Annotated in this window: 25 protein-coding genes and 1 riboswitch; of the genes, 12 read left to right on the plus strand and 13 right to left on the minus strand. The window is 66.9% G+C overall.

The window, feature by feature from the left end:
• Positions 1 to 105: 105 nt before the first annotated feature.
• Positions 106 to 1224 carry an erythromycin esterase family protein gene (locus tag ACM6LU_RS26195; protein WP_414940411.1) on the minus strand — a complete coding sequence of 373 codons (1119 nt, stop codon included), beginning with the start codon at positions 1222 to 1224 and terminating at the stop codon, positions 106 to 108.
• 595 nt (positions 1225 to 1819) lie between these two features.
• Between ACM6LU_RS26195 and ACM6LU_RS26200 the strand changes: the two genes are divergently transcribed.
• From ACM6LU_RS26200 to ACM6LU_RS26210, 3 genes are all read left to right on the plus strand, one after another.
• Positions 1820 to 2677, plus strand: coding sequence for a helix-turn-helix domain-containing protein (locus ACM6LU_RS26200; protein WP_414940460.1), 858 nt, complete (start codon positions 1820 to 1822; stop codon positions 2675 to 2677).
• 68 nt (positions 2678 to 2745) lie between these two features.
• A complete protein-coding gene (locus ACM6LU_RS26205; RefSeq protein WP_414940412.1) occupies positions 2746 to 4257 on the plus strand; it encodes a CHAD domain-containing protein in 1512 nt (503 codons plus the stop codon).
• 76 nt (positions 4258 to 4333) lie between these two features.
• Positions 4334 to 4684: an STAS domain-containing protein gene (locus tag ACM6LU_RS26210; RefSeq protein WP_414940413.1), complete on the plus strand. Its 351-nt coding sequence runs from the start codon at positions 4334 to 4336 to the stop codon at positions 4682 to 4684.
• Here ACM6LU_RS26210 and ACM6LU_RS26215 read toward each other — a convergent pair.
• The 4 genes from ACM6LU_RS26215 to ACM6LU_RS26230 form a co-directional block, all read right to left on the minus strand.
• Positions 4681 to 6135 (minus strand): DNA polymerase ligase N-terminal domain-containing protein, encoded by a 1455-nt coding sequence (locus tag ACM6LU_RS26215; protein ID WP_414940414.1) that lies wholly within the window; start codon positions 6133 to 6135, stop codon positions 4681 to 4683. The genes ACM6LU_RS26210 and ACM6LU_RS26215 overlap by 4 nt on opposite strands.
• Before the next feature lie 111 nt (positions 6136 to 6246).
• Positions 6247 to 8265 (minus strand): ABC transporter ATP-binding protein, encoded by a 2019-nt coding sequence (locus ACM6LU_RS26220; RefSeq protein WP_414940415.1) that lies wholly within the window; start codon positions 8263 to 8265, stop codon positions 6247 to 6249.
• Positions 8265 to 9998 (minus strand): ABC transporter ATP-binding protein, encoded by a 1734-nt coding sequence (locus ACM6LU_RS26225; RefSeq protein ID WP_414940416.1) that lies wholly within the window; start codon positions 9996 to 9998, stop codon positions 8265 to 8267. The genes ACM6LU_RS26220 and ACM6LU_RS26225 overlap by 1 nt, the downstream gene beginning before the upstream one ends.
• A 30-nt stretch (positions 9999 to 10028) precedes the next feature.
• Positions 10029 to 10682 (minus strand): TetR/AcrR family transcriptional regulator, encoded by a 654-nt coding sequence (locus ACM6LU_RS26230; protein ID WP_414940417.1) that lies wholly within the window; start codon positions 10680 to 10682, stop codon positions 10029 to 10031.
• Positions 10683 to 10954: 272 nt separating this feature from the next.
• Here ACM6LU_RS26230 and ACM6LU_RS26235 point away from each other — a divergent pair, with 272 nt between their 5' ends.
• From ACM6LU_RS26235 to ACM6LU_RS26265, 7 genes are all read left to right on the plus strand, one after another.
• Entirely contained in the window at positions 10955 to 12181 is a 1227-nt protein-coding gene (locus ACM6LU_RS26235; protein WP_414940418.1) for a sensor histidine kinase, read from the plus strand.
• On the plus strand, positions 12178 to 12612 hold the full coding sequence (locus tag ACM6LU_RS26240) for a roadblock/LC7 domain-containing protein (protein WP_005159022.1): 435 nt from the start codon (positions 12178 to 12180) through the stop codon (positions 12610 to 12612). The genes ACM6LU_RS26235 and ACM6LU_RS26240 overlap by 4 nt, the downstream gene beginning before the upstream one ends.
• A gap of 19 nt (positions 12613 to 12631) precedes the next feature.
• Positions 12632 to 13015, plus strand: coding sequence for a DUF742 domain-containing protein (locus ACM6LU_RS26245; protein WP_076161677.1), 384 nt, complete (start codon positions 12632 to 12634; stop codon positions 13013 to 13015).
• The gene (locus tag ACM6LU_RS26250; protein WP_414940419.1) at positions 12990 to 13604 is read left to right on the plus strand and encodes a GTP-binding protein; all 615 of its coding nucleotides are present in this window, start codon (positions 12990 to 12992) and stop codon (positions 13602 to 13604) included. Before ACM6LU_RS26245 ends, ACM6LU_RS26250 begins: the two co-directional genes overlap by 26 nt.
• A gap of 23 nt (positions 13605 to 13627) precedes the next feature.
• Positions 13628 to 14854 (plus strand): styrene monooxygenase/indole monooxygenase family protein, encoded by a 1227-nt coding sequence (locus tag ACM6LU_RS26255; RefSeq protein WP_414940420.1) that lies wholly within the window; start codon positions 13628 to 13630, stop codon positions 14852 to 14854.
• 119 nt (positions 14855 to 14973) lie between these two features.
• Positions 14974 to 15828, plus strand: a complete 855-nt coding sequence (locus tag ACM6LU_RS26260; protein ID WP_414940421.1) for a Ku protein — start codon at positions 14974 to 14976, stop codon at positions 15826 to 15828.
• Between the two features lie 148 nt (positions 15829 to 15976).
• A complete protein-coding gene (locus ACM6LU_RS26265; protein WP_414940422.1) occupies positions 15977 to 16189 on the plus strand; it encodes a hypothetical protein in 213 nt (70 codons plus the stop codon).
• Positions 16190 to 16346: 157 nt separating this feature from the next.
• Here the strand turns inward: ACM6LU_RS26265 and ACM6LU_RS26270 are convergent, their stop codons facing one another.
• The 6 genes from ACM6LU_RS26270 to ACM6LU_RS26295 form a co-directional block, all read right to left on the minus strand.
• Positions 16347 to 16571: a DUF2795 domain-containing protein gene (locus ACM6LU_RS26270; RefSeq protein WP_414940423.1), complete on the minus strand. Its 225-nt coding sequence runs from the start codon at positions 16569 to 16571 to the stop codon at positions 16347 to 16349.
• 148 nt (positions 16572 to 16719) lie between these two features.
• Positions 16720 to 16875 carry a DUF6131 family protein gene (locus ACM6LU_RS26275; protein ID WP_167480014.1) on the minus strand — a complete coding sequence of 52 codons (156 nt, stop codon included), beginning with the start codon at positions 16873 to 16875 and terminating at the stop codon, positions 16720 to 16722.
• A gap of 504 nt (positions 16876 to 17379) precedes the next feature.
• On the minus strand, positions 17380 to 18855 hold the full coding sequence (ahcY, locus tag ACM6LU_RS26280) for an adenosylhomocysteinase (RefSeq protein ID WP_414940424.1): 1476 nt from the start codon (positions 18853 to 18855) through the stop codon (positions 17380 to 17382).
• 153 nt (positions 18856 to 19008) lie between these two features.
• A riboswitch (S-adenosyl-L-homocysteine riboswitch) is annotated at positions 19009 to 19082 on the minus strand.
• Positions 19083 to 19113: 31 nt separating this feature from the next.
• Complete coding sequence (locus tag ACM6LU_RS26285; RefSeq protein WP_414940425.1) at positions 19114 to 20166, minus strand: DNA polymerase IV; 1053 nt, start codon at positions 20164 to 20166, stop codon at positions 19114 to 19116.
• A 9-nt stretch (positions 20167 to 20175) separates the two neighbouring features.
• Positions 20176 to 20601: a YciI family protein gene (locus ACM6LU_RS26290; RefSeq protein WP_414940426.1), complete on the minus strand. Its 426-nt coding sequence runs from the start codon at positions 20599 to 20601 to the stop codon at positions 20176 to 20178.
• A 61-nt stretch (positions 20602 to 20662) separates the two neighbouring features.
• Positions 20663 to 20929 (minus strand): DUF3040 domain-containing protein, encoded by a 267-nt coding sequence (locus tag ACM6LU_RS26295; protein WP_414940427.1) that lies wholly within the window; start codon positions 20927 to 20929, stop codon positions 20663 to 20665.
• Between the two features lie 258 nt (positions 20930 to 21187).
• Here ACM6LU_RS26295 and ACM6LU_RS26300 point away from each other — a divergent pair, with 258 nt between their 5' ends.
• Positions 21188 to 22246: a cobalamin-independent methionine synthase II family protein gene (locus ACM6LU_RS26300; RefSeq protein WP_414940428.1), complete on the plus strand. Its 1059-nt coding sequence runs from the start codon at positions 21188 to 21190 to the stop codon at positions 22244 to 22246.
• 23 nt (positions 22247 to 22269) lie between these two features.
• On the opposite strand, the gene ACM6LU_RS26305 is transcribed toward ACM6LU_RS26300, so the two are convergent.
• Complete coding sequence (locus tag ACM6LU_RS26305; protein ID WP_414940429.1) at positions 22270 to 22896, minus strand: LysE family translocator; 627 nt, start codon at positions 22894 to 22896, stop codon at positions 22270 to 22272.
• Between the two features lie 9 nt (positions 22897 to 22905).
• On the minus strand, positions 22906 to 23460 hold the full coding sequence (locus tag ACM6LU_RS26310) for a GNAT family N-acetyltransferase (RefSeq protein WP_414940430.1): 555 nt from the start codon (positions 23458 to 23460) through the stop codon (positions 22906 to 22908).
• A 51-nt stretch (positions 23461 to 23511) separates the two neighbouring features.
• Between ACM6LU_RS26310 and ACM6LU_RS26315 the strand changes: the two genes are divergently transcribed.
• The gene (locus tag ACM6LU_RS26315; RefSeq protein WP_414940431.1) at positions 23512 to 23883 is read left to right on the plus strand and encodes an alpha/beta fold hydrolase; all 372 of its coding nucleotides are present in this window, start codon (positions 23512 to 23514) and stop codon (positions 23881 to 23883) included.
• The last annotated feature ends 28 nt before the right edge of the window (positions 23884 to 23911 follow it).

The following is a 23911-nucleotide window of genomic DNA, read 5'->3' on the forward strand; positions in this document are numbered from 1 at the left end:
AAGGACTTCGCGCCGTCCCGGAACTGTGCGGGACTGGGGGTGACGGCGCGTGCTCGTGGCCGGGTGACGCCTTCCGAGGGCAGGAGGCGTCACCCGGTTCGAAGGTCAACCGCCGACGTGCAGGATCGCCTCGGCGTCGTCGAGGATCACCTGGTCGAGCGGGAAGTAACCCTGCCGCGGAGTGGGGTCGGTCCGGACGCGGGCGGGCGGGATCTCGGAGGTGGGGAGCAAGCCCCAGGCCGTGGTGACGTGCTTCTGCAGGAACCCTTCGTAGGTGTCTGCATCTGGCTCGTGAAGCGCTATGGCCTCGCTGCGGCCGAGGCTGGTCGCGACGAAGGTGTAGCGATCGCCGAGCAGCGGGGCCACCAGCGCGCCGGCGGGGAACATTTGGATCTCCTTCCCAGCCACCCGCATCGTGCCCGCCTGGCGGCGCAGATGGAGATTGTGGGCGAAGACCAGCGTCGCACCGCGACCGGCTTCGGCGGACCGGATGTCGAGCAGATTCCGCGCCATGATGGCATCTCTGACGGCGCTCAGCGGCGCGTACCGCTCGTGCGGTTCGAGCGGCTCGGCGCATTGCCGGTGGTAGCGCAGCAGATCAATGCCCGCCATGAGGTGGATCTCCGCCCTCGACCACGCGGCCGTGACCGGTTCCGGTTTCCGGGAGCGGAGCGCGGCGAGCAGATCGGTCGCGATCGCACGCAGCCGGTAAGCCTCGGCCGTGGCGCCGATCGACGATGCCGCGTCCATGACCGCTTCCGTTCGGCCCCAGCGTTCGTCGTCGCCCGCCGGGCCCGCGATGTCCACCTCGAGTCCCAGGAAGTCGCGGGCGTACTCGAGATAGCGTCGCGGGCTGGGCGCGGAAGTGATCTCGGTCTGGGTGTCGAAGCCGTGGAACGAAAGCCGTTCCGCGGGGCGGCGGGTCTCGTTGTACTCGCGCATCCACGCGATCAGCTGCCGGTTCGCGTCCATGGCGCCGAAAGTGTGGGTGAAGCCCTCGCTCATGGCGAGGTCGAGGGTTCCGCTGCCGTCCTGGACGAAGTCGTTCGCGACGAGCGCGGCCACGCGATCGGTTTCGAGGACGATCGAGCGAAAGCCACGGTCGACGAGCTGGGCGAACAGTTCGTTGCGGACCTCCGCGAAGACCGGGGTGGAGTGGGTCGGCTCGCCGAGGGCGAGCAGGTCGCAGGAGGGGGTCACGAAGTCTCGAATGTCTTGACTCATGGGGTTCAAGCGTATCGTTGATACCTCAGTTGAGACTTTGAACGATTTCTCGTGAGGAGGCGCGGAAAAGCTTCAAAGCATTTATCAGCCGTCGGCGCGAGCCACAAGTCCGTGAGGGCCTCCTTAAAGGACCCAGGGTCCCTCAAAGTTCCCCTCACCGTCCTGGAACGCGTCGGCATCACGCGGCCCGCGCCGAGTCTGCCCCGGCGAACGCAGACCGCAGGTCGGGAAGGCCTCCTTCCCTACTCTCAAGGTAGGGAAGGAGGCCTTCGCGACCCACAGCCGCCAGGCGAGAGGCGGCAGGCGGTCGGCCTGAGTACATGAAGGCCGCCTTCCTGTACCGACACCGAGCGGGGCGCGAGGCAGCGGGCAGCGGACTCTCGCGCCCTGTCGCCTTCGCAACAATTCCACTTCCGAATTACTGGCCTCCATTTCCTTCTTGCGGTATAAACTTAAAGAACCCTTCGCGTGCGAAGGTGCTTCGCTCGCGAAGCAGTACTTCGCAGGAATGCGCGAGCGCAAGTTATCAGCAGTTGAGGTGAATTACCGCGTGGCAATCACTGCGCGGCCGGAGTTCGGCCCTACTTTGTGCCGCATGGTTGAGAAGGATTCGACGGCGCGGACCCGGGAGCTGGGCCACCGCATGAAGGCGTTCCGGCAGCGCAGGCACTTCAGCGGAGCCGACGTCAGCCGCCGTAACGGCTGGTTGCAGAGCAAGGTCACGAGGTGGGAACAAGGGTTGCGGGAGCTGTCCGTGGTGGACGCGGCGCTGTATCTCGCGACCTGTGGAGAGGCGGAGCCCGAGCGTGACCTGCTGATGGAACTCACGCAGCCCGGCAGCGACCTGTACTGGGTGCGGCCGTACTTCGACGAACTCGTCGATCCGATGAAATCCCTGGCGATCCAAGAGAATCTCGCGCACACCGTGGTGCGCTACGAGTCGTTGACGCTTCCAGGACTGCTGCAGACCGAACCGTACGCCCGCACCACCTACGAACTGATCGGCAACCGCGGCCAGGCCCAACTGGACCAGGCCGTGAACGCCCGGATGGACCGGCAGAAGCTGCTGCGACGGGACCGCCCGCCGCGGTGCCGATTCTACGTGCACGAGCGCGCGCTGCGTTCGGTCGTCGGCGGTCCGCGGATCATGCACGAGCAACTGCTCCACCTCGTCCTGTCGGCGAATCTCCCTTACTGCTCCATTCGTATAGTCCCCGAAAGCAACGAAGTGAGCAGGGCGATCGAAAATGCGTTCACCATTATGGAATTCACGGAGCATCCGGCGGTGGTGTACACGGATTCCTATGCGGCCGGAGTCTTCATCGACGATCGGGTCGCGGTCGAGGCGTACTATTCGCTGATCGCGCGGCTGGAAAGCGATACCCTGACCGAGGAGAAGTCACGCCAAATGCTCGCCGAATGGGCGGACCGGTACGACCGGATGGGGGAGTGACCCGAAGGGGGTTTCCCAGGGCCTCTTCCTGGGGTAACCCCCCAAGGTAGCCGAGGAGAAGGAGTTTCGTGGTGACGAAGACGCAGGGCGGTGCCCCGGTCGCCGAGACGGAGATCGAGCGGAAGTACGACCTGGCGGCCGACCGGCCCATCCCGCCGCTGACCCCGGCCGGTCCCGTGACGAACCAGGCCGAGCCGAGGGTCGACGTCCTCGACGCCACGTACTTCGACACCCCGGACTTCCGGCTCGCACAGGCGGGCATCACGCTGCGGCGGAGGCTCGGCGGAGGCGACGAAGGCTGGCATCTCAAACTCCCGGTCAGCGCGGACAAGCGTGAGGAACTCCGCCTCCCGCTGTCGGGCAAACCGGAGAAGGTGCCTGGAGCACTGGCGAAACTGGTCCGCGGGCACACCCTCGGCGGCAAACTCGGCCAGGTCGCGCACCTGCGCACCGAGCGCACTTCGTACGCCCTGCTCGACGCGAAGGGCCGCGAGCTCGCGACGCTGACGGACGACGTCGTCACCGGCGAGGCGGGCGGAGAAAAGGCGCACCTCGACCGCTGGCGGGAGATCGAGATCGAGCTCTCGCCCGGCGCCGATCCCAAGGTGCTCGACAGTCTGGACCGGGCCGTCGTGAACGCGGGGGCGGAGCGGTCGAGGTGGCCGTCGAAGCTCCGGCGGCTGACCGACGAGCTCGTGCCGTCGGCTCGGGGTGCGTCCGGTTCGGTGCTGGCGGACTACTTCGCCGAGCAGCTGGACGCGTTGCGCCGCAACGATATCGGGGTTCGTCGGGACGTCGAGGACTCGGTGCACCAGATGCGGGTCGCCAGCAGGCGGCTGCGAAGTGCGCTTCGGACGTTCCGGCGTTCGCTCAACGCCGATGTCGCGAACGGGCTCGCCGCCGAACTCCGCTGGCTGGGCGGCGAACTCGGTCCGGCGAGGGACAATGAAGTGATGGCCGAGCGGCTGCACGACGAGGTCAAGACGCTTCCGGCCGAACTGGTTTTGGGCAACGTCGAGCAGCTGATGACCCGGCATTTCGCGCGTGAGGCCGAAGAAGCCAAGACGCGGGCGATCCGGGCCCTCGACAGCAAGCGGTACACGGATCTGTTGCGAACACTGGAAAAGCTTGCCCGTAAACCTCGGAAGATCAAGGATGACAAGACGGAGCTGCGCAAGGCGGTCGCGCGGTCCGATCGGAAGCTGCGCGAGGCCGTGGCGGTCGCGAGTGAGTTCGAGCCCGGCCCGGAGCAGGACGTCGCGTTGCACGAGGTGCGCAAGAAGGCCAAACGCGCCCGGTACGCCGCGGACACCGTTCGGCCGGTGACCGGCAAGAAGCTTCGGAAATGGGGAAAGAACGTCAAGGCGGTGCAAACCACGCTCGGCACGCATCACGACGTCGTGGTCACCCGGGAGGTCTTGCGGCTCCTCGGCCTCCGCGCCTACGCCGAAAGCGAAAACGCTTTCACTTATGGCCTCCTTTATGGTCGTTCCGTCGCGACCGCCGAGGCCTCGCACCGGCGTTTCACCGGCGAATGGCAAACGGTAAGTAAAGGTTCCCGCCCGAAATGGCTTAAATGACGGGCGCCGGGGTTGACCTCTCGCCGTCGCCGGGTACCGTCGAAGGGACTTGGTGGTCTGGAGAGAGGCGCCCCCAATGTTGCCTGGCCAGCGCGTATCCGGCGAACCGCCGCCCCTGGCCGTGACCACCAGCCGCGATGACGACGTTGTCGTCCTCACCGCCGTCGGTGAGATTGACGCGGCCACCATCGGACGGTTCCGCACCGAACTCAGCGGTGCGTGTGTCACGGGAAAACGAGTGATCCTCGACCTCTCCGGCGTCGGCTTCCTCAGTTGCGCCGGTCTGCACGCCCTCGAGGAGGCCAACGCCGCGTCGCCCCGGTTCTCGGTGATCGTGAAGACCGCTCTGGTGTCTCGGATTCTGGACGTCAGCGGGGTCGGCGCCGACCTCGATGTGTGGCGTGACGTCGAAGACGTGCTGATCTAGCCGTCGAGTTCGACCTCGTCGGCGGTGACGTCCGGCAGCAGGCCGCGCCAGCGCGGATTGCGCAGGCAGCCCCCGTCGGTCCAGCCGCCGAAGACGACCTCTCCGACGATGGTCGGGCGTGACCAGCGTGCGTCCCGCGCTTGCTTGTCCGGTACGGAGTGGAACGGGGATGACTTGCGCTCCAAGCGGAACAGCCGCTTGGAGAGTTCTTCGAGTTCGTTACCCGCGAAGCCGACGCCGACGTTCCCGATGTATCGCAAGCCGTCCTCGTGCGGGACGCCGAGCAGCAACGAACTGAACGTGCCCGCGCGGCTCCCGCCACCTGGCCGCCAGCCGCCCAGTACCACTTGCTGGACCCTTGCCCCGGTGATGGCCAGCCATTCCCCGGTCCGCCTTCCCGGGCGGTACGCGGAGTCGGCGCGTTTCGCGACGATCCCGGCGAGCCCGTGTTCGCGGGCCGCCCGGGCGACCGCCCCGCCGTCCCCTAGGTAGTACCGGGGGACCTGCCAGTGCGGTCCGGCGAGACCGAGTCCGTCGAGGAGGTCTCGCCGTTCGACATAGGGTGCGTCGAGGCAGGAGCGGCCGTCCAGATGCAGGAGATCGTTCACCAGGTAGAACGCCGGATATCGCGAGGTGAGCCGTTTCGCGGAGCTCTTCGTGGCCCGCGCGCGGTGCCCGAGCCCTTCCGCGCTCGGCTTCCCGCCGTCGAAGACGACGATTTCCCCGTCGAGAAAGGTTTCCGTGGCACCGAGTTGTTCGCCCAGTCCGCGGAATTCCGGGTACAGCCCGGTCACGTCGTCGCCCGAATCGTCGTAGGCGGTGATCCGGCCGCCGGACACCCGGATCAGGGTTCGGCGCCCTGACCAGTCGAATTCGTAGGCCCATTCCGCGTCTTCGCCGGTCGAGGGGAGACGCCCTGGCTTCAACAGCATCGGGGCGAGGAATGGGGGGAGTTCCGTTCGGCCGGGATCGGCGGGGTCGAGCCGTTTGAGCAGCCAGCCGCGGTCGTTCCCGTCCTTCTTCACATTGAGGAACAGGTATTTCCCACGCGCCCGTTTCCCGTGGAAGACGACCTCGACCTTGTAATTGTTGAAGTGCAGCGTTTCGTACCGGCCGGTGTCCCAGATTGTCATCGTGCCGCCGCCGTATTCGCCGGCGGGGATCTCGCCTTCGAAGGTGAGGTATTCCATCGGATGGTCTTCGGTGTGCACGGCGAGGCGCTCGAGGTCAGGTGACATCGGCAGGCCTTTCGGCACCGCCCAGGAGACCAGTACCCCCTTCCGTTCGAGGCGGATGTCCCAGTGCAGGCTGCTCGCGTGGTGTTCCTGGATGACGAAGAGATCGTCGGATCCGGCTGTCGCCTCGCGTTCCGGAATGGGTTCGGGGGTCCGCCCCCGTCTGCGCTTACGGCGGTATTCGCCGAGTTTCTCCGCCATGGTCGGCCAGCGCACCCCTCTCCGGATCCGGATACGCAAGCCTAGCGCCGTTCACCACCCGTACGTGTGGTGAAGGCCCCTTTTCCCACTGTGAGAGTAGGGAAAGGGGCCTTCGCTTCAGTGCGTTCAGTCGGTTTCGGCCAGGGCCTCGGCGAACTGGGCGGCGTAGAGCCGTGAGTACGCACCGCCGGTGAGCAGCAGCGTTTCGTGGTCGCCCTGTTCGACGATCGAGCCGTCTTCCATCACGAGGATGACGTCCGCGTCGCGGATGGTGGAGAGCCGGTGCGCGATGACGAAACTCGTCCGCCCCTCGCGTAGCGAATTCATCGCCCGCTGGATCAGCACCTCGGTCCGGGTGTCGACCGAACTGGTGGCCTCGTCGAGGATGAGGATCGCGGGTTTCGCCAGGAACGCCCTCGCGACGGTGATCAGCTGTTTCTCGCCGGTGCTGACCGTGCCGCCCTCGTCGTCGATGATCGTGTCGTAGCCCTCCGGCAGGGTGCGGACGAACCGGTCGACGTGGGTCGCCTTGGCCGCCGCGACGATCTCCTCGTGCGTGGCGTCCGTGGAACCGTAGGCGATGTTCTCCGCGATCGTGCCGCCGAACAGCCAGGCGTCCTGCAGCACCATGCCGGTCTTGGACCGCAGGTCCTCGCGGTCCATCGCGGCGATGTCGACGCCGTCGAGGGTGATCCGGCCGCCGTCGAGTTCGTAGAACCGCATGAGCAGGTTGACCAGCGTGGTCTTCCCAGCCCCTGTCGGGCCGACGATGGCGACGGTGTGCCCCGGCTCGACGGTGAGCGACAGGTCCTCGATGAGCGGAGTGTCCGGGATGTACCGGAACGACACATGCTCGAACTCGACCTGGCCGCGCACGTTCTCGACTCGCGCGGGCTCGGCGGGCTCGGCCTCCTGCTCGTCCGCGTCGAGCAACGCGAAGACCCGCTCCGCGGACGCGATCCCGGACTGGAGCAGGTTCGCCATGCTGGCGATCTGCGTGACCGGCTGGCTGAACTGCCGCGAGTACTGGATGAACGCCTGGACGTCGCCGAGCGACAGCGTCCCGGACGCCACCCGCAGCGCGCCGATCACGGCGACCAGCACGTAGCTCAGGTTGCCGATGAACATCATCGCGGGCTGGATGGTGCCCGAGATGAACTGCGCCTTGAAGCTCGCGCCGTACAGCGTGTCGTTGTGCTCGCGGAAGACCTCTTCGGCCTCGTCACGGCGGCCGAACACCTTGACCAGCGAGTGCCCGGTGTACATCTCCTCGATATGCGCGTTGAGCCGCCCGGTGGTGGACCACTGCTTGATGAACTGCGGCTGCGCCTTCTTGCCGATCTTGGCCGCGACGAGCACCGAGGCAGGAACCGAAAGCAGCGCGATCAGCGCCAGCAGGGGCGAGATGACGAACATCATCGCGAGCACGCCGACGACCATCAGCACCGACGACACGATCTGCGCGAGGGTCTGCTGGAGCGACAGCGCGAGGTTGTCGATGTCGTTGGTAGCCCGGCTCAGCACCTCACCGCGCGGTTGGCGGTCGAAGTAGCTCAGCGGGAGTTTCGCGAACTTCTCCTCGATCTTCTCCCGCAGCTCGAACACCGCCCGCTGGACCAGGTTCGTGGTCAGCCGGGTCTGCAACAGGGAGAAGAACGACGCGACGATGTAGAGCAGCAGCACCCACATCAGCACCTGGCCGACGGCGTCGATGTCGATCCGCTGACCCGGTACGAAGTCGATCGCCGAGAACATGTCGGCGAGGGTGTTGTCGCCCTTCGCGCGCAGTCCGGCGATGACCTCTTCCTTGCTCACCCCTGGGGGCATGTCCTTCGCGACGACGCCCGCGAAGATGAGGTCCGTCGCCATGCCGAGGATCTTCGGGCCGATGACGCTCAACGCGACGCTGACGACACCGAAGATCAGGATGCCGTACAGCAGGGCCCGCTGCGGTTGCAGCAGACGCAGCAGGCGTTTCAGCGATCCCTTGAAGTCCAAGGCCTTCTCGGCGGGCTGTCCGCCCATGAAGGCGCCGGGGCCGCGGCCGAAGCCGCCTCCTCCGGGGCCGGGTCCCCGTGCCGCGCTAGCCCGCTCGCCCGCGGGTTCGGCCGGGGTCGATTCTGTGGTGGATTCGGGCGCGCTCATCAGGCGGCCTCCTGCTCGGTCAGCTGGGACAGCACGATTTCCCGGTAGGTTTCGTTGCCGTCCATGAGTTCGGTATGCGTGCCGGCGCCGACGACGCGGCCCTCGTCGAGGACGATGATGCGGTCGGCCTGGCGGATCGTGCTGACCCGCTGCGCGACGATCACCACGGTCGCTTCGGCGGTCTCGGCCACCAGCGCCCGCCGCAGCGCGGCGTCGGTCGCGTAGTCGAGCGCGGAGAAGGAGTCGTCGAAGAGGTAGATCTCGGGGCGGCGCACCAGCATGCGCGCGATCGCGAGCCGCTGCCGCTGGCCGCCGGAGACGTTGGTCCCGCCCTGGGAGATGGGTGAGTCCAGACCTTCGGGCATCCGCTCGACGAAGTCCTTGCCCTGCGCCACCTCCAGCGCGTGCCACAGTTCCTCGTCGGTGGCGTCGGCCTTGCCGTAGCGGAGGTTGCTCGCGACCGTCCCCGCGAACAGATACGGCTTCTGCGGCACCAGCCCGACGGCGTCGGACAGCACGGTCGGATCCAGTTCCCGGACGTCGACGTCGTCGACGCGCACCGAGCCGTCGGTGGCGTCCATCAGCCGGGGGATCAGGTTGAGCAGCGTGGTCTTCCCACTGCCCGTGCTGCCGATGATCGCGGTCGTCTCACCTGGCCTCGCCAGCAGCGAGATCTCCTGCAGTACCGGCTTTTCCGCGCCGGGGTAGCGGAATTCCACATCGGACAGTTCGAGCCGCCCGTGCACTTCACCCTTGCTGATCGGGTTGGACGGCAGGACGACGCTGGTGTGCGTGTCGAGGACCTCGGTGATGCGCTCGGCACTGACCTCGGCGCGCGGGATCATCATGAACATGAAGGTGGCCATCATGACCGCCATCAGGATCTGCATCAGATAGGACAGGAACGCGGTCAGCGCGCCGATCTCCATACTGCCGTCGTCGATGCGCAGCCCGCCGAACCACAACACGGCGACGCTGGAGGCGTTCATCACGAGCATGACGATGGGGAACATCAGCGCCATCAGCCTGCCGACGACCAGCGAGACGTCCAGAAGTTCGGTGTTGGCCCCGGTGAACCGCCGCCGCTCGTGGGTGTCCTTGACGAAGGCCCGGATCACGCGGATGCCCATGATCTGCTCGCGCAGGATCTGGTTGATCTTGTCGATACGCACCTGCATCAGCCGGAACGCCGGCCGCATCTTCGCGATGATGATCCCGACCGCGACACCGAGGATCGGGACCACGACCACGAGCAGCCACGAGAGCGTGACGTCCTGGTTCAGCGCCATGATGATGCCGCCGAAGCACATGATCGGCGCGGACACCATCAGGGTGAACGCCATCAACGTCAGCATCTGCACCTGCTGGACGTCGTTGGTGGTGCGGGTGATCAGCGACGGCGTCCCGAACTGGCCGACTTCGCGGGCGGAGAAGTCCTGCACGCGATGGAAGATCGCGCCCCGGACGTCGCGGCCGACCGCCATCGCCGTGCGGGCACCGTAGTAGACGGCGCCGATCGAGCAGGCGATCTGTACCAGCGACACCGCCAGCATCACGCCGCCGACGCCGAGGATGTAGTCGATGTCGCCCTTGACGACGCCGTCGTCGATGATGTCGGCGTTCAGCGTCGGCAGGTAGAGCCCGGCGAGGGTCTGGACGAACTGCAGCAGCACGATCAGCCACAGGTCTCGCCGGTACGGGCGCAGGTGAGTGCGCAACAGCTTCGTCAGCACAACGGTTTCTCCCCAGTGGTGGGTAGGGTGTTACTTCTTCTTCGGTTTCTTCACCGGCCCGGGGCCGGATCCGGTGAGCGAGGGGATGCCCGCGGCGGCTTCGTGCAGGAGAACAGCGAGCGTCTCCAGGAAGGGCCCGGCGCCCTCGTAGATCAGCCAGCTGAGGAACGCGGTCTTCACCGCGGACTCCACGATCGCCGCCATGAGCCGCGCGTTCAACGCGTTTTCCGCGCCCGCGCCCGCCCGGTCCAGAATGGCGTCGGCCAGCACCCGCTCGACCTTGGCGTGCGCTTTGAGGAACTCGCCCTGCACCGCCGGGTGCAGGAGCAGTGACCGCGCCAGCGTGACCGAGTCGCGGTTCGGTTCTCCCAAGCTGCTGTAGGCCTCCAGCGTCGCGGCGCTGACCGCCTCCCACAGTGTCTCTTCCGACGGCCGTTCGCGGAGCGCCTCCCGCAGTCGTTCCTGCCGTTCGACGATGAACGAGCAGATCGCCTCCTCCTTGCTGGAGAAGTAGTTGTTGAACGTGCGCGGGGAGACTCCGACGGCGTTGGCGATGTCTTCGACGCGGACCTGTTCGACGCCCTTCTCGGCGGCGAGTCTGAGCGCTGCCTCGCTCATCGCGCGCCGGGCCGCGCGCTTTTTGCGTTCGCGCAGTCCGAGTGGCGCGGCAGGGTCGAGTGTCACGACGGCAAGGCTAGTCAAATAGTGCGGGGCACGCAAATTTATGCGCACTCCGCACTTTTCGGGCATCCTCCGTGTCGCGGAACACTCAAGATGAGCCGAATGGCCTAGTGCACACCGCTCACCAGCCGCAACGCTTTCGTGATCACGTCACTGCCAGCGGTTGACCGGGAACCGACTGTGGACACGGATAGTGACTTCTGCTTGCATGGCCGTCGTTGTGCTGGGGAGTGCGACAAGGGTCCGGGTATGCGAAGAGAAAGAAGTGGAAGCACATGGTGACGCGGGCTCGAGGCTTGCTTGACCGCTCACGGGTTCTTCTGGACCGTTCCAGGGTCGCCGCGGCGCAGTTCCTCGCCGCCCCGCCCCGGCACGCTCCGTCGGCTCCGCCCGCCGAACCGGCGGTGGAACAGCGGCCTGCCGTCGAAGCGCCGGACGCCGGTGCGCTCGCCGGTGTCTGTTCCAATGTCGCGCTGCGCGACCTCAATCTGCTCGACCAGCTGCTCGCGCAGCTGGAGACGATGGAGGCGGGGGAGGAGAACTCCGATCGCCTTGCCGAGCTGTACCGGCTCGACCACCTCGCGACCCGGTTGCGGCGCAACGCCGAGAACCTGCGAGTGCTGGCCGGCCGCGACGCCGACGACACGGCGGCCGGAATCTTGTCCGTGCTCGACGTGATGCGGGCCGCGATGTCGTCGATCGACCACTACTCGCGGATCACGATCGGCCGTGTCGTTTCACTCGGCGTCGCCGGCTTCGCCGCCGAGGACGTCAGCCGGATCCTCGCCGAACTGTTCGACAACGCGGCGAACCAGTCGTCGCCGAGTTCGCCGGTCAGTGTCAGCGCGCACCTCACCGAACAGGGGAGCGTACTGATCCGCATCGCGGACGAGGGCATCGGCATGCCGCCGGAACGCCTCGCGGTGCTGAACGAACGCCTGGCCGCCGGTCCCGTGCTCGACGACGATTCGGTGCGGCACATGGGACTCGCCGTCGTCGGCAGGCTCGCCGACCGGCACGAGATCACCGTCAAGCTCGACCGCCGTACCCCGCACGGCACGGTCGCCACCGTGCTGCTGCCGGTCCCGGTGGTCTCGGAACTGGCCGAGAAACAGTGGTCCGGCAGCCAGACGGTGGTGCTGCCGCAGACGAGGATCACCAACGGGGCGCCAACGGGAAGCCCCGTCGCGACGCCGTCCGGGCTGCCGAGACGCCGCCCGGCCGCGCCGGCGGAACCGGAGCCGGAACGGAAACCCAGCCCGCGTCCGCGTACGGCCGTCCCGCCGCCCGCCGACGGCGGCACCACGACCAGCGGCCTGCCGCGCCGGGTTTCCCGCAGTATCAGGACTTTGCCCGACGAACCGGCCTCGCCCGCCACCTCGCCCGCCGACGTGGCGGACGGGCACGAGGCGCTGCTGGCCGACCTCGATGCCTTCACCGACGGCGAGCGCGCCGCTCTCGATGACCGGCACGAGCGTGAGACCGGAGGAAACCCCCAGTGACCGCCCAGGACGCGACCACGGATTTCACGTGGCTGCTCGACGACTTCGTGCGCAAGGTGCATGGCGCCAGCCACGCGCTGATCATGTCCGTCGACGGTTTCCCTTTGACCGCTTCGGAATCGGTGTCCAGCGACGACGCCGAGCAACTCGCCGCCATCGCGAGCGGCCTGCTCAGCCTCGCGGGCAACAGCGCCGCGCTGTTCGGCAAGGGCAACTGCGAGCAGATCATCATCCGGCTCACCCGCGGGTACTTCCTGTTCATGGGGATCGGTGCCGAGGCAGGGCTCGCGGTGCTGACCGAGCCCGACTGCGACATGAAAGTCGTCGCCTACGAGATGACCCAGTTCATCACGAACGCCGGTCACGCCCTCACCCCCGAGGTGCGAGCGGGACTCCGGCAGGTCCTGACCGCCCGACGGCCGCAGGCCTGAAAATCCGGAGAAGGAAGGGATGACCGTGTCCAGCGACCAAGCTCCGGACCGGCCGGTCAAGATGCGCAGCCGCAGAATCCGGCCGTACGCGCTGACCGGCGGCCGCACCAAGAGCAGCCACCTGTTGCTGGTGGAGACCCTGATCTCGGTCCCGCGCTACGACCCGGCGCTGGCCGAGGCGCTGATGCCCGAATCGCGTTCGCTGTACGAGCGCGCCCGTGAGCGCTCTTCGATCGCCGAACTGTCGGTGGGACTCGACCTGCCGCTGGGCGTGGTCCGCGTGCTCATCGGCGACCTCGCCACCCAGGGCGCCGTCTTCGTGCACCCGACGGCCCACGCCTACAACCACGATACGAACGTGCTCGAGAGGATCCTCGATGGACTCAAGCGCCTCCCGGTCTGACGATCTCTTGGCGATCTCCGCCAAGATCGTGGTCGCCGGTGGATTCGGCGTTGGCAAGACGACGTTCGTCGGCTCCGTCTCCGAGGTCCCGCCCCTGAGCAACGAGGCCTGGATGACCGAGGCCGGCGCCGGAGTCGACGAGCTGGTGCCCCCGGGGACCAAGTCCACCACCACGGTCGCGATGGACTTCGGCCGGATCACCCTGCGCGACGACCTGCTCCTGTACCTGTTCGGCACGCCAGGTCAGGCCCGGTTCTGGTTCCTCTGGGACGACCTGTCGCGCGGGGCGCTCGGCGCCGTCGTCCTGGTCGACACCAGCCGGATCGACCAGTCGTTCGCGGCGATCAACTACTTCGAGAACGACTCCGAGCTGCCGTTCGTCGTCGCGGTCAACCAATTCGAGGGAATGCCGGTGCACGACCTCGACGAGGTCCGCGACGCGCTGGCGCTGTCCCCGGACATCCCGCTGGTCACCTGCGACGCGCGCGACCCGAAGTCGGCGGTCGTGACCCTGCAGGAACTGGTGACGCATACGTTGTCCCTCGCGGTGGTCTCCGGGCCTGGTCGCGAGTTCGCCTCACTCAGCTGACGGTTCTGGGAGGAATGTCGAGGATGCGCAAGGTTCTGATCGTCGGTGCGGGGCAGTCGGGGTTGCAGCTGGCACTGAGTCTGCTGTCCCACGACTACGACGTCACGGTGATGTCGGCGCGGACGCCGGACGAGATCCGGTCCGGCAAGGTGATGTCGACCCAGTGCATGTTCCACTCCGCCCTGCAGCACGAGCGGGATCACAGGCTGAACCTGTGGGAGGACGAGACGGTCCGGGTCGAGGGGCTCGGGGTGTCGATCGCCGGACCGGATTCGATCCGGGTGCTGGACTGGTTCGGGCCTCTGGAGCACTACGCGCAGTCGGTGGACCAGCGGGTGAAGATGGCGAGCTGGCTCGAACTGGTCGAGGAGCGCGGTGGCAAGGTCGTCATCCACGGGGTGACGACTTCGGACCTCGCGCCGCTGGCGAAGCTCTACGACCTCGTGGTCGTCGCGGCCGGCAAGGGCGAGCTGGTGCAGCTGTTCGACCGCATCCCCGAGCGCTCGCCCTATGCCGAGCCCCAGCGGGCGCTCTCGCTGGCGTACGTGCACGGCCTGGAGCCGCGGCCGGAGCATCCGGACAAGGCCGCGGTGCGGTTCAACATCATCCCCGGTGTCGGCGAGCTGTTCATGATCCCCGCGTACACGCTGAGCGGGAACTGCGACATCCTCTTCTTCGAGGGCGTCCCCGGCGGGCCGCTGGACTGCTGGGGCGACCGGCCGTCGCCGCGGGCGCATCTCGACCGGATCCTCTCGCTGATGAAGCAGTTCCTCCCGTGGGAGTACGAGCGCTCGCGCGACGCCGTGCTGACCGACGAGAAGGCGACGCTCGCCGGCGGCTACACGCCGGTCGTGCGGAACGCGGTCGGCAAGCTGGACTCGGGCACCGTGGTGCTGGGCATGGCCGACGTCGTCGTCGCCAACGACCCGATCACCGGCCAGGGCTCCAACAACGCGAGCCATTGCGCCGCGTCCTATCTGGACTCCATCCTCGACCGCGGGGACAAGCCGTTCGACGAGGCGTGGATGACGGCCGCGTTCGAGAAGTACTGGGAGTACGCCCAGCACGTGACGACCTGGACCAACGCGATGCTGCAGCCGCCGCCCCCGCACGTGCTCCAGGTCATCGGCGCGGCGGGGGAGAACCCCGCCGTGGCGAGGCGGTTCGCGAACGGGTTCTCCGATCCGACCGATTTCCAGCACTGGTTCCTCGACCCCGCGAAGGCGGAGAAGTACCTGGCCGAAGCGTGATTTTCCCACCGTGAGGGTCCCGCGATCGGGTTCGCGGGACTGTCGCGGTGCGCCGTTTCGGGCTACCGTTGTTACCGAGCGTGAGTACGAGTCGGTGACGGCGGTGGAGGTGCGACGCGATGCGTTCGATGTGGAAGGGCTCGGTGTCCTTCGGGCTGGTGAGCATCCCGATCCAGCTCTACGCGGCCACCGAGAACAAGAACGTCTCGCTGCGCCAGGTGCACGAGGCCGATGGCGGCCGGATCCAGTACAAGCGGTTCTGCACGATCGACGGCGAGGAAGTGCCGTACGCCGAGATCGCCAAGGGCTACGAACTTCCCGACGGCGAGATGGTCGTGCTCACCGACGAGGACATGTCCGAACTACCGCTGGCGTCGTCACGGGCGATCGACGTGCTCGAGTTCGTGCCGCTGGAGTCCATCGACCCGATCCACTTCGACAAGACCTACTACCTCGAACCGCAGAAGAACGCCGTCAAGCCGTACGTGGTCTTGCGTGACGCGCTGCAGAAGGCGAGCCATGTGGCGATCGCGAAGGTCGCCATCCGGCAGCGGGAGACGCTCGCGATCCTGCGGGTGCACAGCGACGTCCTGATGATGACGACGATGCTGTGGCCCGATGAGGTCCGCGTCCCGGACTTCGGCTTCCTGCACGACGATCCGCCGCAGGTGCGGCCGCAGGAACTGACGATGGCGGGTTCGCTGATCGACTCGCTCTCGGAGCCGGTGTTCGAGCACGAGAAGTACAACGACTCCTACCGCGAGGCGCTGGAAGCGATGATCGAGGCCAAGGCCGCCGGGAACGAGACGGCGAAACCGAAGGCAGTAGGCGCGAAGGCCGACGTCGTCGACCTCATGGAAGCCTTGCAGGCCAGCGTCAGCGAGGCGAAGAAGAGCCGGAAACCCGCGACGGCCAAGAAGGCCACAGCGGCCAAGAAACCCGCTTCCGGCAAGCGAGCCCCGAAAAGCGCCTGACCGTCCCTTGTGGACTTGTGCCCGGCATCACCCCGCCAGGTCCGACGACACGCCGCGCGTATGTCAGGATCTGTCGTCCCTCGGTGGTAGTAAGGCAATCGAGGAGAACTTTTCCGAAGCGATCTTCGACCTGATCGCGGGAGGCGGCATGAGTATGGAGTGCGCGTTCTGCGCCGGTGGACTCGACCACTGTCACGGAGCCCTGGTGGTCCACCTCGGGGTTGGTTTCACCGAATGCAGCGAGGACGGCTGCGTCCATCTCGACTTCGCCCGGCACACCGTGACGATCGACTGCCTCGACGTCGACGGCGGCTGCTCGTGCGCGGAGGTCGAGGCCCGGCCGCTGCTGCGGGCTTCTTGACCGGCGGCCAACACACCGGCCCGACCCGATCCGGGTGCTCGGAACCGATTGCCACCCGAAGGTGTATGCATTCGTGTACATCGTCGACGAAAATGTGTTAACTATGACGGGGCCCTCCGGCTCTCCCTCCCCCTCGGAGCCGGGGGGCCCCTTCATGTCACGGTGCTTCCTTCGCGGTGTTGTGGATCGATGACGCGCCGTCGCAGGCACGTACCGCCCGCCAGACCCCGTCTCCGTCCGCGTAGTCGCTCGCGGGAAGTGCCCCCAAGGGGCCGAGGATGTCGTCGCCCGCTCCCGCCGCCGCTGCCACCCAGAGGAGTTCGTCGCGTCCGCAGGGATAGTTCGCCTCCACCAAGTACGGGCGAGGATCCGTTCCGTCCATCGGCTTCTCCTCCTCCCTTTCGTCCGGACCGGATACCCGGCGGGCGAGGGGTGGAAACAGACCGAGCCCCCGGCGTGAGGGGAACGCCGGGGGCTCGGTTATTTCATCGCTGGTACCGGGGACTCGGTACCAGAAGGTCCGGAGTTGCTCAGAACCAGTGGGCGCGACCGCCGATGGCCTTCCCGGTGTTGCCGAGAACGGCCAGGATGATGCCGATTACCGCGAGTGCGATCCCGATCGAGTAGAGAACGGGGATGCTGGCGATGACACCGATAACAATCAGGATGACGCCGAGAATGATCACGGGGGCACCTTCTCCTTCGTAGTCGCCCGGCGAATGGAGCCGCCGGGATGGGGCTGCTTAAAGAGTTCCCGGTTCACCCGAAAGAAAACATGGCATCCGGCTGTATTTTTCACGCATTCGGCCTAGTGCTGGAGAGTGGTGCGGTAGGCGTCACAGTAGGAGCGGGTGCGGCGCGGCGAGTCGAGCCCGGGGTTACGTCTGACAAGTGGTATGAGCGAGTGGTTCTGCCGGAAGTACATGGAGGCCCCCTTCCTTGCGCTGGGCGTCTGGGTCCCGGCAAAGTCGAGGTCTTGCAGGTCGAGCGTTATTCGTCGCGGGGTCACACCGGTTACGAACCTTGATCAACAAGGGTTCAGGGGGACACGCCCCGGGCCTGGCAGGCACTAGCGATGCCAAGCCCGGATTGCCAACAGCAGCGCTGACCAGCAGCTCTGCGACTTTGCCGGGACCCTGCGCTGGGCGCAAGGAAGGGGGCCTCCATGTACTTGGGGAACGAGGCCTGCCTCAGTACCGGTAGTGGTCCAGCTTGTACGGACCCTCGACGTCCACGCCGATGTACTCGGCCTGGCGCTTGGTCAGCTTCGTCAGCCGGACGCCCAGCGCGTCGAGGTGCAGGCGCGCCACCTTCTCGTCGAGGTGCTTCGGCAGCACGTGAACGTCGGTGGCGTACTCGCCCTGCTTCGTGAACAGCTCGATCTGCGCGATCGTCTGGTTGGTGAAGGAGTTCGACATCACGAAGCTCGGGTGGCCGGTGGCGTTCCCGAGGTTCATCAGCCTGCCTTCGGACAGCACGAGGATCGAGTGCTTCTCACGGCCGTCGGTCGCGGGGAAGACCCACTCGTGCACCTGCGGTTTGATCTCGATCTTCTCGATGCCCGGGATCTTCGCGAGCCCGGCCATGTCGATCTCGTTGTCGAAGTGGCCGACGTTCGCGACGATCGCGTTGTGCTTCATCTTGGCCATCTGGTCGGCCATGATGATGTCGAAGTTGCCGGTGGTGGTGATGAAGATGTCGCCGCGCTCGACGACGTCGTCGAGTTCCACGACGTCGAGGCCCTCCATCGCCGCCTGCAGCGCGCAGATCGGGTCGATCTCGGTGACGACCACGCGGGCACCCTGGCCGCGCAGCGACTCCACCGCGCCCTTGCCGACGTCGCCGTAGCCGCAGATGACGGCGACCTTGCCCGCGATCATCACGTCGGTGCCGCGGTTGAGACCGTCGATGAGCGAGTGACGGATGCCGTACTTGTTGTCGAACTTCGACTTCGTCACCGAGTCGTTCACGTTCATCGCCGGGAACAACAGTTCGCCGTCCTTGGCGAGCTTGTAGAGCCGTTTGACGCCGTTGGTGGTTTCCTCGGTGACCCCGCGGACCTCCTTGGCGATGCGGGTGAACCGGCCGGAGTCGCGCGCGATGCTGTCGGTCAGCGTGCGGAGCACGAGGGTGTACTCCTCGGGGTCCTCTTCGGTCGCCTGCGGGACGGCGCCGGCGGCCTCGAACTCGACGCCCTTGTGGACCAGCAGGGTCGCGTCGCCGCCGTCGTCGAGGATCATGTTCGGGAGACGGCCGTCGCCGAAGTCGAAGAGCTGGTCGGTGCACCACCAGTACTCGGCGAGCGTCTCGCCCTTCCACGCGAAGACCGCGGAGCCCGAAGGCGCGTCGATGGTGCCGTTCCGACCGACGACGACGGCCGCGGCCGCCTCGTCCTGCGTGGAGAAGATGTTGCAGGACACCCAGCGGACTTCGGCACCCAGCGCGACGAGCGTCTCGATCAGCACGGCGGTCTGGACGGTCATGTGCAGTGACCCCGCGACCCGCGCGCCCTTCAGCGGCTGGGAGTCGGCGTACTCACGGCGCAGCGCCATCAAGCCGGGCATCTCGACCTCGGCAAGGCGCATCTGCTTGCGCCCGGCCTCGGCGAGGGAGAGGTCGGCGACGGCGAATTCGATCCCGTTGACCTTGGACAGGGTGGGGCTCACAGGTTCTCCAATCGAAAGGAAGGCAAGGTGAAGCGGTCCTTCTCGCCGGCGGCGGGAAGAACTTGGTCTGTGCGAGGGGTTCAGCGTTCGACCTCGACGGCCGGGAAAGTGTTGCGACGCGCAACGCGCTGAAACAAGAAAAGGCACCTCCGCAGTGGGAGGCGCCCTTACGTCTGTCAGCGGGCCGAGCGTGGCGGAAGAATTCCGTCGCAGCGCCTCTCGGCCCGCGACCAGAATGGCAAAGCGCCGCGAGCGCTGTCAAGGCGTCGCGGATCCCGCCGCCGCCGAGGAGAATTCCGCGCGGACACCCAGCAGGCGGACCGGTCTGCCGAGGTCGAACATGTCCAGTACGGCCAGCGCCGCCCTCTCGATCTCGGCCGGATCCGCGGTCGGCGCGGGCAGGGTCACGCTGTGGGTGTGGGTCAGGAACGGCGCGAACCGGACCTTGACCGCGACTCGCGCGGCGGGCCTGCCTTCCTCGTCGACGTCCTGTGAAACGCGCTTCGCCAGGGCGGCGACCTCGACGGCCATAACCCCGGGATCGGTCAGGTTCCGCTGGAACGTCGTCTCGCGGCTGCGGGATCGCGCCACATACGGCGTCGCGGTGACCTCGGCGTCGCCGATGCCCCCGGCGAGGATCCGGTACCACGGGCCGAGCTTCGGGCCGAACCGCGCGGCGAGATCCGCCGGGGCGGCACCCGCCAGTTCCAGCACGGTGCGATAGCCTGCTTCGGCGAGCTTCTTCGTGGTTTTGGCGCCGATGCCCCAAAGCGCGTCCGTCGGCTTCTCGGCCATGACGTCCCACCAGTTCTCCTGGACGAGACGGAACATCCCGGCCGGTTTGGCGAATCCGGTGGCGAGTTTGGCGCGCAGCTTGTTGTCCCCGATCCCGACCGAACAGGACAGCCCGGTCTCCTCGGTGACGACTCGCCGGATGTCGGCGGCGAGCGCTTCGGGATCGTCGGTGGTGGCGCCGAGGAACGCTTCGTCCCAGCCGAGTACCTCGACGACGACGGGTAGCTCCCGCAGCGTCGCCATCACCCGATCGGATACTTCTTGGTACGCGGGCGCGTCCGTGGCCAGGAAGATCGCTTCAGGGCAACGTTTCGCGGCGGTCCGCAACGGCATCCCGGACCGGATGCCGAATTCTCTCGCTTCGTACGACGCCGTCGCCACCACGGCCCGTTCGGCCGGATCGCCCGTGCCGCCGACGACCACGGGCTTGCCGCGCAGCTCAGGCCGCCTGGCGACCTCGACCGCCGCGATGAACTGGTCGAGGTCGACGTGGAGCACCCACTCCCGGACGGCCATCAGGCGAGCCTAGGACCGTTCCGCGATCTCGTCGCGCATCCGCTGCTCGTTCTCCTGAAGCTCCGGCGTGAAGTTCTCGCCGAAGTCTTCGGCTTCGAGGATCTTGCGGACCTCGAGGATGGTGTCACCGTGCGGGGGAGTGGGACAGCGTTTCGCCCACTCGATCGCGTCGGCCCGCGACGGGACGTCGACGATCCAGAAGCCGCCGACGAGTTCCTTGGCTTCGGTGAAGGGGCCGTCGGTGACCGTGGACCCGGCGGCGTTGAGCGTGACTCGCGCGCCCTTCGAGCTTTCCTGCAGACCTTCGCCGCCGACAAGTACCCCGGCGTCGAGCATGTCCTGGTTGAACTTCGCCATGGCGGTCAAGGCCTCCATCGGCGGCATCTTCCCGGCTTCGGAATCGTCGTCCGCCTTGATGATGATCATGAACCGCATGGTCTTCCTCCCAGTGAACCGGACGTTTCGCCCGGACTCTACCGGTGTGCGGGGAAGATGATCAGCCGCGCCCGAAGCGGGACAGGTGCACGATCACGGCCGAAGTCACGGTGATCATCCCGAGCAGCAGCAAGACCGGACTGTTCGTCACCATGCCCAGCAGCATCAGCAGACCCGCGGTGAGGTCGAGGCTCAGAACGACCGCCAACCGGAGCAGGGGAGGCCGTGCGGGCCTGCCGGAGCGGAGCTGGGCGGCCAGCGCCGGCTCGGTCAGCTCGAACCAGCGCTCGATCTTCTCCAGCTCTCGCCGATCGTGATGGCTCAGCATCGGTTTCTCCTTCGGCGCGCTCCGCCCGGTCGACAGTCGGGGAATACCCAGGACCAGGGCCGGATATGCGGCTGATTTCGCCCGAATTTTGTATAACGACCTATACGGATTGGCGATTGGATCATCCTTTGTGGACCGAATGGTTGGGCCATTAGTGGTTTCGGCACGCGGAAAGATCGTCAAAGAGGCGGGAAATCGGTAGTTTCTCCGATTGTGGCCAGGGTGGCCGCGGTTGCTCCACCTGGGAGGATACGAGCGATGACCATACCCACCGAACCGATCGGCAGCATTCCCCGTCCGGGCTATCTCATCGAAGCGCTCGGTGAGCACGCTTCCGGGCGGCTCGACGCCGACGGTCTCGGGGAGTTGCAGGAGAAGGCGCTCGTGGACACCATCAACCGCCTGGAGGAGACCGGTTCCCCGGTCATCACCGATGGTGAACAGGGCAAGCCGAGCTTCGCCACGTATCCCTTGGCGGGCCTCACCTCACTGGCGCCGGACGGCGTCGTCATCCCCTTCGCCGACGGTCACACCCGGCAGTTGCCGAGGCTGACCGCCGGCCCGTTCCGTTATCAGACCTACGCGGACTCCTATCTGCGTGAGGCCAAGAAGCACGCCACCAAACCGGTGAAGCAGGCGGTGATCGCGGCGTCGGCGATCGGGCTCATCTATCCCGGTGAGGAATTGTCCGGATATGACAAAGAACAGTTCGTCGCCGACCTGGTGAACGAAGCCGAGGCGGATATCCGCCGCAGTCTCGACGCGGGCGCCGACAGTGTTCAGATAGACTTCACCGAGGGCAGGTTGTCGCTGAAGCTGGACCCGTCCGGCGGCCTGTTACAGTCCTTTGTGGACTTGAACAACGCGGTGCTGGACCGGTTCTCCGAGGAGGAGCGCAAGAAGATCGGGGTGCACACCTGCCCGGGTGGTGACCAGGACTCGGTGCACAGCCTCGACGTCGACTACGCCGGGCTGCTGCCGACGTTGTTCCAGCTGAAGGTGGGCAACGTCTACGTCCAGCTGGCCAGTGAGACTGATCCCGAGCGGGCGTTGCAGGTGATCGCCGAGCACTCCCGGCCGGAGCAGCGGATCTTCGTCGGCGTGACCGACCCGATCGACCCGCGCGTCGAAACCGCCGAAGAAGTCCGGGACAGGGTGCTTCAGGCGGCGCGGTTCATCTCGCCCGACCGGCTGGGCACCTGTGACGACTGCGGGTTCTCGCCGTTCGCCGACGACACCTCGACGTCGCGGGACACCGCGTTCGCCAAGATCGCCGCCCGCGTCGAGGGCACCCGGCTCGCCGCCGAAGCCCTCTGACGTCGCGTGATGGGCACCTTGGGTCAGCTCTGGACGGCGACGCGGATGCCGAGGCCGATCAGCAAGGTGCCCATCACCGCGTCCATCGCGCGCCGAACGCGGCCGGCGCTGAAGAACCGCCGCAGTGAACCGACCAGCGTCGCCAGGACGAAAGTCCACACGACGGCCACCATGGTGGCGAGCGCAGCCAGTTGCAGGGTCTCCGCGGTCGTGGCCGAATGCGGCAGGAACTGGGGGAGCAGTGCGAGGAAGAACACCGCCACCTTCGGGTTGAGCAGGTTGGTGAGCAGTCCGTGCCGGAACGCCGCCCGGGGCGCGACCACAAGTGCCACCTTGTCCTTGAGCTCGCTGTAGTCACCGCGGCGCACCGCCAGCCACGCCTTGACACCGAGGAAGATCAGGTACGCGGCGCCGATCAGCTTCACCACGGTGAAAGCGATCGCCGACGCGGTGAGGATCGCCGCGACGCCGAGTGCGATCGCGACCACCCAGACGAAGACGCCGAGGGCGATACCGAGTCCGGCGGCGATCCCGGCCTCGCGCCCGCCGAGGATCGCGCTGCGAGTCACCACCAGGAAATCCGGGCCGGGTGCCATCGCGCCGAGCAGGCAGACCAAGACGAACGAGAGTGCGGTAGCCCCGGAGATCATTCTCCGATGCTATCCGGCCCGATCGACGCCGCGGGCCATGACGGCACCCGGGACGTCGACCCCGTCGGGCGTCGTCACCGTCACCCGTTCGACCTCGGTGAAGCCGAACGACCGGTACAGCGGGACACCGGGCAGGGTCGCGGTCAGCGTCAGCGAGGTGAATCCCTCGGCTTCCGCCGCGAGACGACACGATTCGAGGATGGCGCGCCCGAGCCCGCGCCGGGTCCAGTCACCGCGGACGAACATGGCACGGACCCGCGCGGGCTCGGTGGCCGGGTCGAGCGGACGATCGTCGTCCGCCGCATCACCGGAACCAGCGTGCGTCCTGTTGCGTCTGCTCCAGCCCCCGCAGGCAACGATCTCGCCGTCTGCCTCGTGCACGAAGTAGGTGCCGTCTTCGATCAACTGCAGATCGAGATGCGCGATGTGTTCCGCCGCGCTCGCGGTCTGCCGCTCGTCGTAGAAGCGGGGGAACAACTCCAGCACCGAGGCCCGCATCAGCGCCGAGATTGCGGGCGCGTCGGCGAGGGTGGCCGTCCGCTGCGGTGGCGTGTACGTCGTCATGTCGCGGAAGATAGCCAACGGCGGCGATCGCGCCTACCGGATAATCGCCCGATGATCACCGACGACGGCCGTGAGCTGTGGACCTCGGCGACCGGACCGGGCGAACCGATCCTGTGCTGCCACGGCGGCCCTGGTCTGTGGGACATGTTCGGCACGCTCGATCCCGGTCCGGGTTTCCGGTTGATCCGGTGGGACCAGCGCGGTGCCGGGCGATCGGAACCACGCGGTCCGTACACCCTCGAACGGATGGTGTCCGACGTCGATGCCGTCCGTCAGTGGCACGGGCTCGACCGTGTCACCGTGCTCGGGCATTCGTGGGGCGCGCATCTCGGTCTCCTTTATGCCCTCGCGCATCCGGAGCGGGTGAGCGCGCTCGTCTACGTGTCGGGTGTCGGCCGAACTCCGCGCGGCCGGCCACGATGAAAGCCGCGAACTCGCGGTGCTGCAATGG

It is taken from the genome of Amycolatopsis sp. cmx-11-51, from assembly GCF_047608665.1.
In the GTDB taxonomy this organism is placed as follows: domain Bacteria; phylum Actinomycetota; class Actinomycetes; order Mycobacteriales; family Pseudonocardiaceae; genus Amycolatopsis.

Excerpts from the sequence above, each read along its gene's own strand:
- ACM6LU_RS26265 (WP_414940422.1), top strand. The coding sequence starts at position 15,977 with ATGAGTATGGAGTGCGCGTTCTGCGCCGGTGGACTCGACCACTGTCAC.
- ACM6LU_RS26195 (WP_414940411.1), bottom strand. The coding sequence starts at position 1,224 with ATGAGTCAAGACATTCGAGACTTCGTGACCCCCTCCTGCGACCTGCTC.
- ACM6LU_RS26285 (WP_414940425.1), bottom strand. The coding sequence starts at position 20,166 with ATGGCCGTCCGGGAGTGGGTGCTCCACGTCGACCTCGACCAGTTCATC.
- ACM6LU_RS26310 (WP_414940430.1), bottom strand. The coding sequence starts at position 23,460 with ATGACGACGTACACGCCACCGCAGCGGACGGCCACCCTCGCCGACGCG.
- ACM6LU_RS26235 (WP_414940418.1), top strand. The coding sequence starts at position 10,955 with ATGGTGACGCGGGCTCGAGGCTTGCTTGACCGCTCACGGGTTCTTCTG.
- ACM6LU_RS26250 (WP_414940419.1), top strand. The coding sequence starts at position 12,990 with ATGGACTCAAGCGCCTCCCGGTCTGACGATCTCTTGGCGATCTCCGCC.
- ACM6LU_RS26290 (WP_414940426.1), bottom strand. The coding sequence starts at position 20,601 with ATGCGGTTCATGATCATCATCAAGGCGGACGACGATTCCGAAGCCGGG.
- ACM6LU_RS26200 (WP_414940460.1), top strand. The coding sequence starts at position 1,820 with ATGGTTGAGAAGGATTCGACGGCGCGGACCCGGGAGCTGGGCCACCGC.
- ACM6LU_RS26255 (WP_414940420.1), top strand. The coding sequence starts at position 13,628 with ATGCGCAAGGTTCTGATCGTCGGTGCGGGGCAGTCGGGGTTGCAGCTG.
- ACM6LU_RS26210 (WP_414940413.1), top strand. The coding sequence starts at position 4,334 with ATGTTGCCTGGCCAGCGCGTATCCGGCGAACCGCCGCCCCTGGCCGTG.
- ACM6LU_RS26315 (WP_414940431.1), top strand. The coding sequence starts at position 23,512 with ATGATCACCGACGACGGCCGTGAGCTGTGGACCTCGGCGACCGGACCG.
- ACM6LU_RS26245 (WP_076161677.1), top strand. The coding sequence starts at position 12,632 with ATGACCGTGTCCAGCGACCAAGCTCCGGACCGGCCGGTCAAGATGCGC.
- ACM6LU_RS26270 (WP_414940423.1), bottom strand. The coding sequence starts at position 16,571 with ATGGACGGAACGGATCCTCGCCCGTACTTGGTGGAGGCGAACTATCCC.
- ACM6LU_RS26305 (WP_414940429.1), bottom strand. The coding sequence starts at position 22,896 with ATGATCTCCGGGGCTACCGCACTCTCGTTCGTCTTGGTCTGCCTGCTC.
- ACM6LU_RS26295 (WP_414940427.1), bottom strand. The coding sequence starts at position 20,929 with ATGCTGAGCCATCACGATCGGCGAGAGCTGGAGAAGATCGAGCGCTGG.
- ACM6LU_RS26300 (WP_414940428.1), top strand. The coding sequence starts at position 21,188 with ATGACCATACCCACCGAACCGATCGGCAGCATTCCCCGTCCGGGCTAT.
- ACM6LU_RS26220 (WP_414940415.1), bottom strand. The coding sequence starts at position 8,265 with ATGAGCGCGCCCGAATCCACCACAGAATCGACCCCGGCCGAACCCGCG.
- ACM6LU_RS26260 (WP_414940421.1), top strand. The coding sequence starts at position 14,974 with ATGCGTTCGATGTGGAAGGGCTCGGTGTCCTTCGGGCTGGTGAGCATC.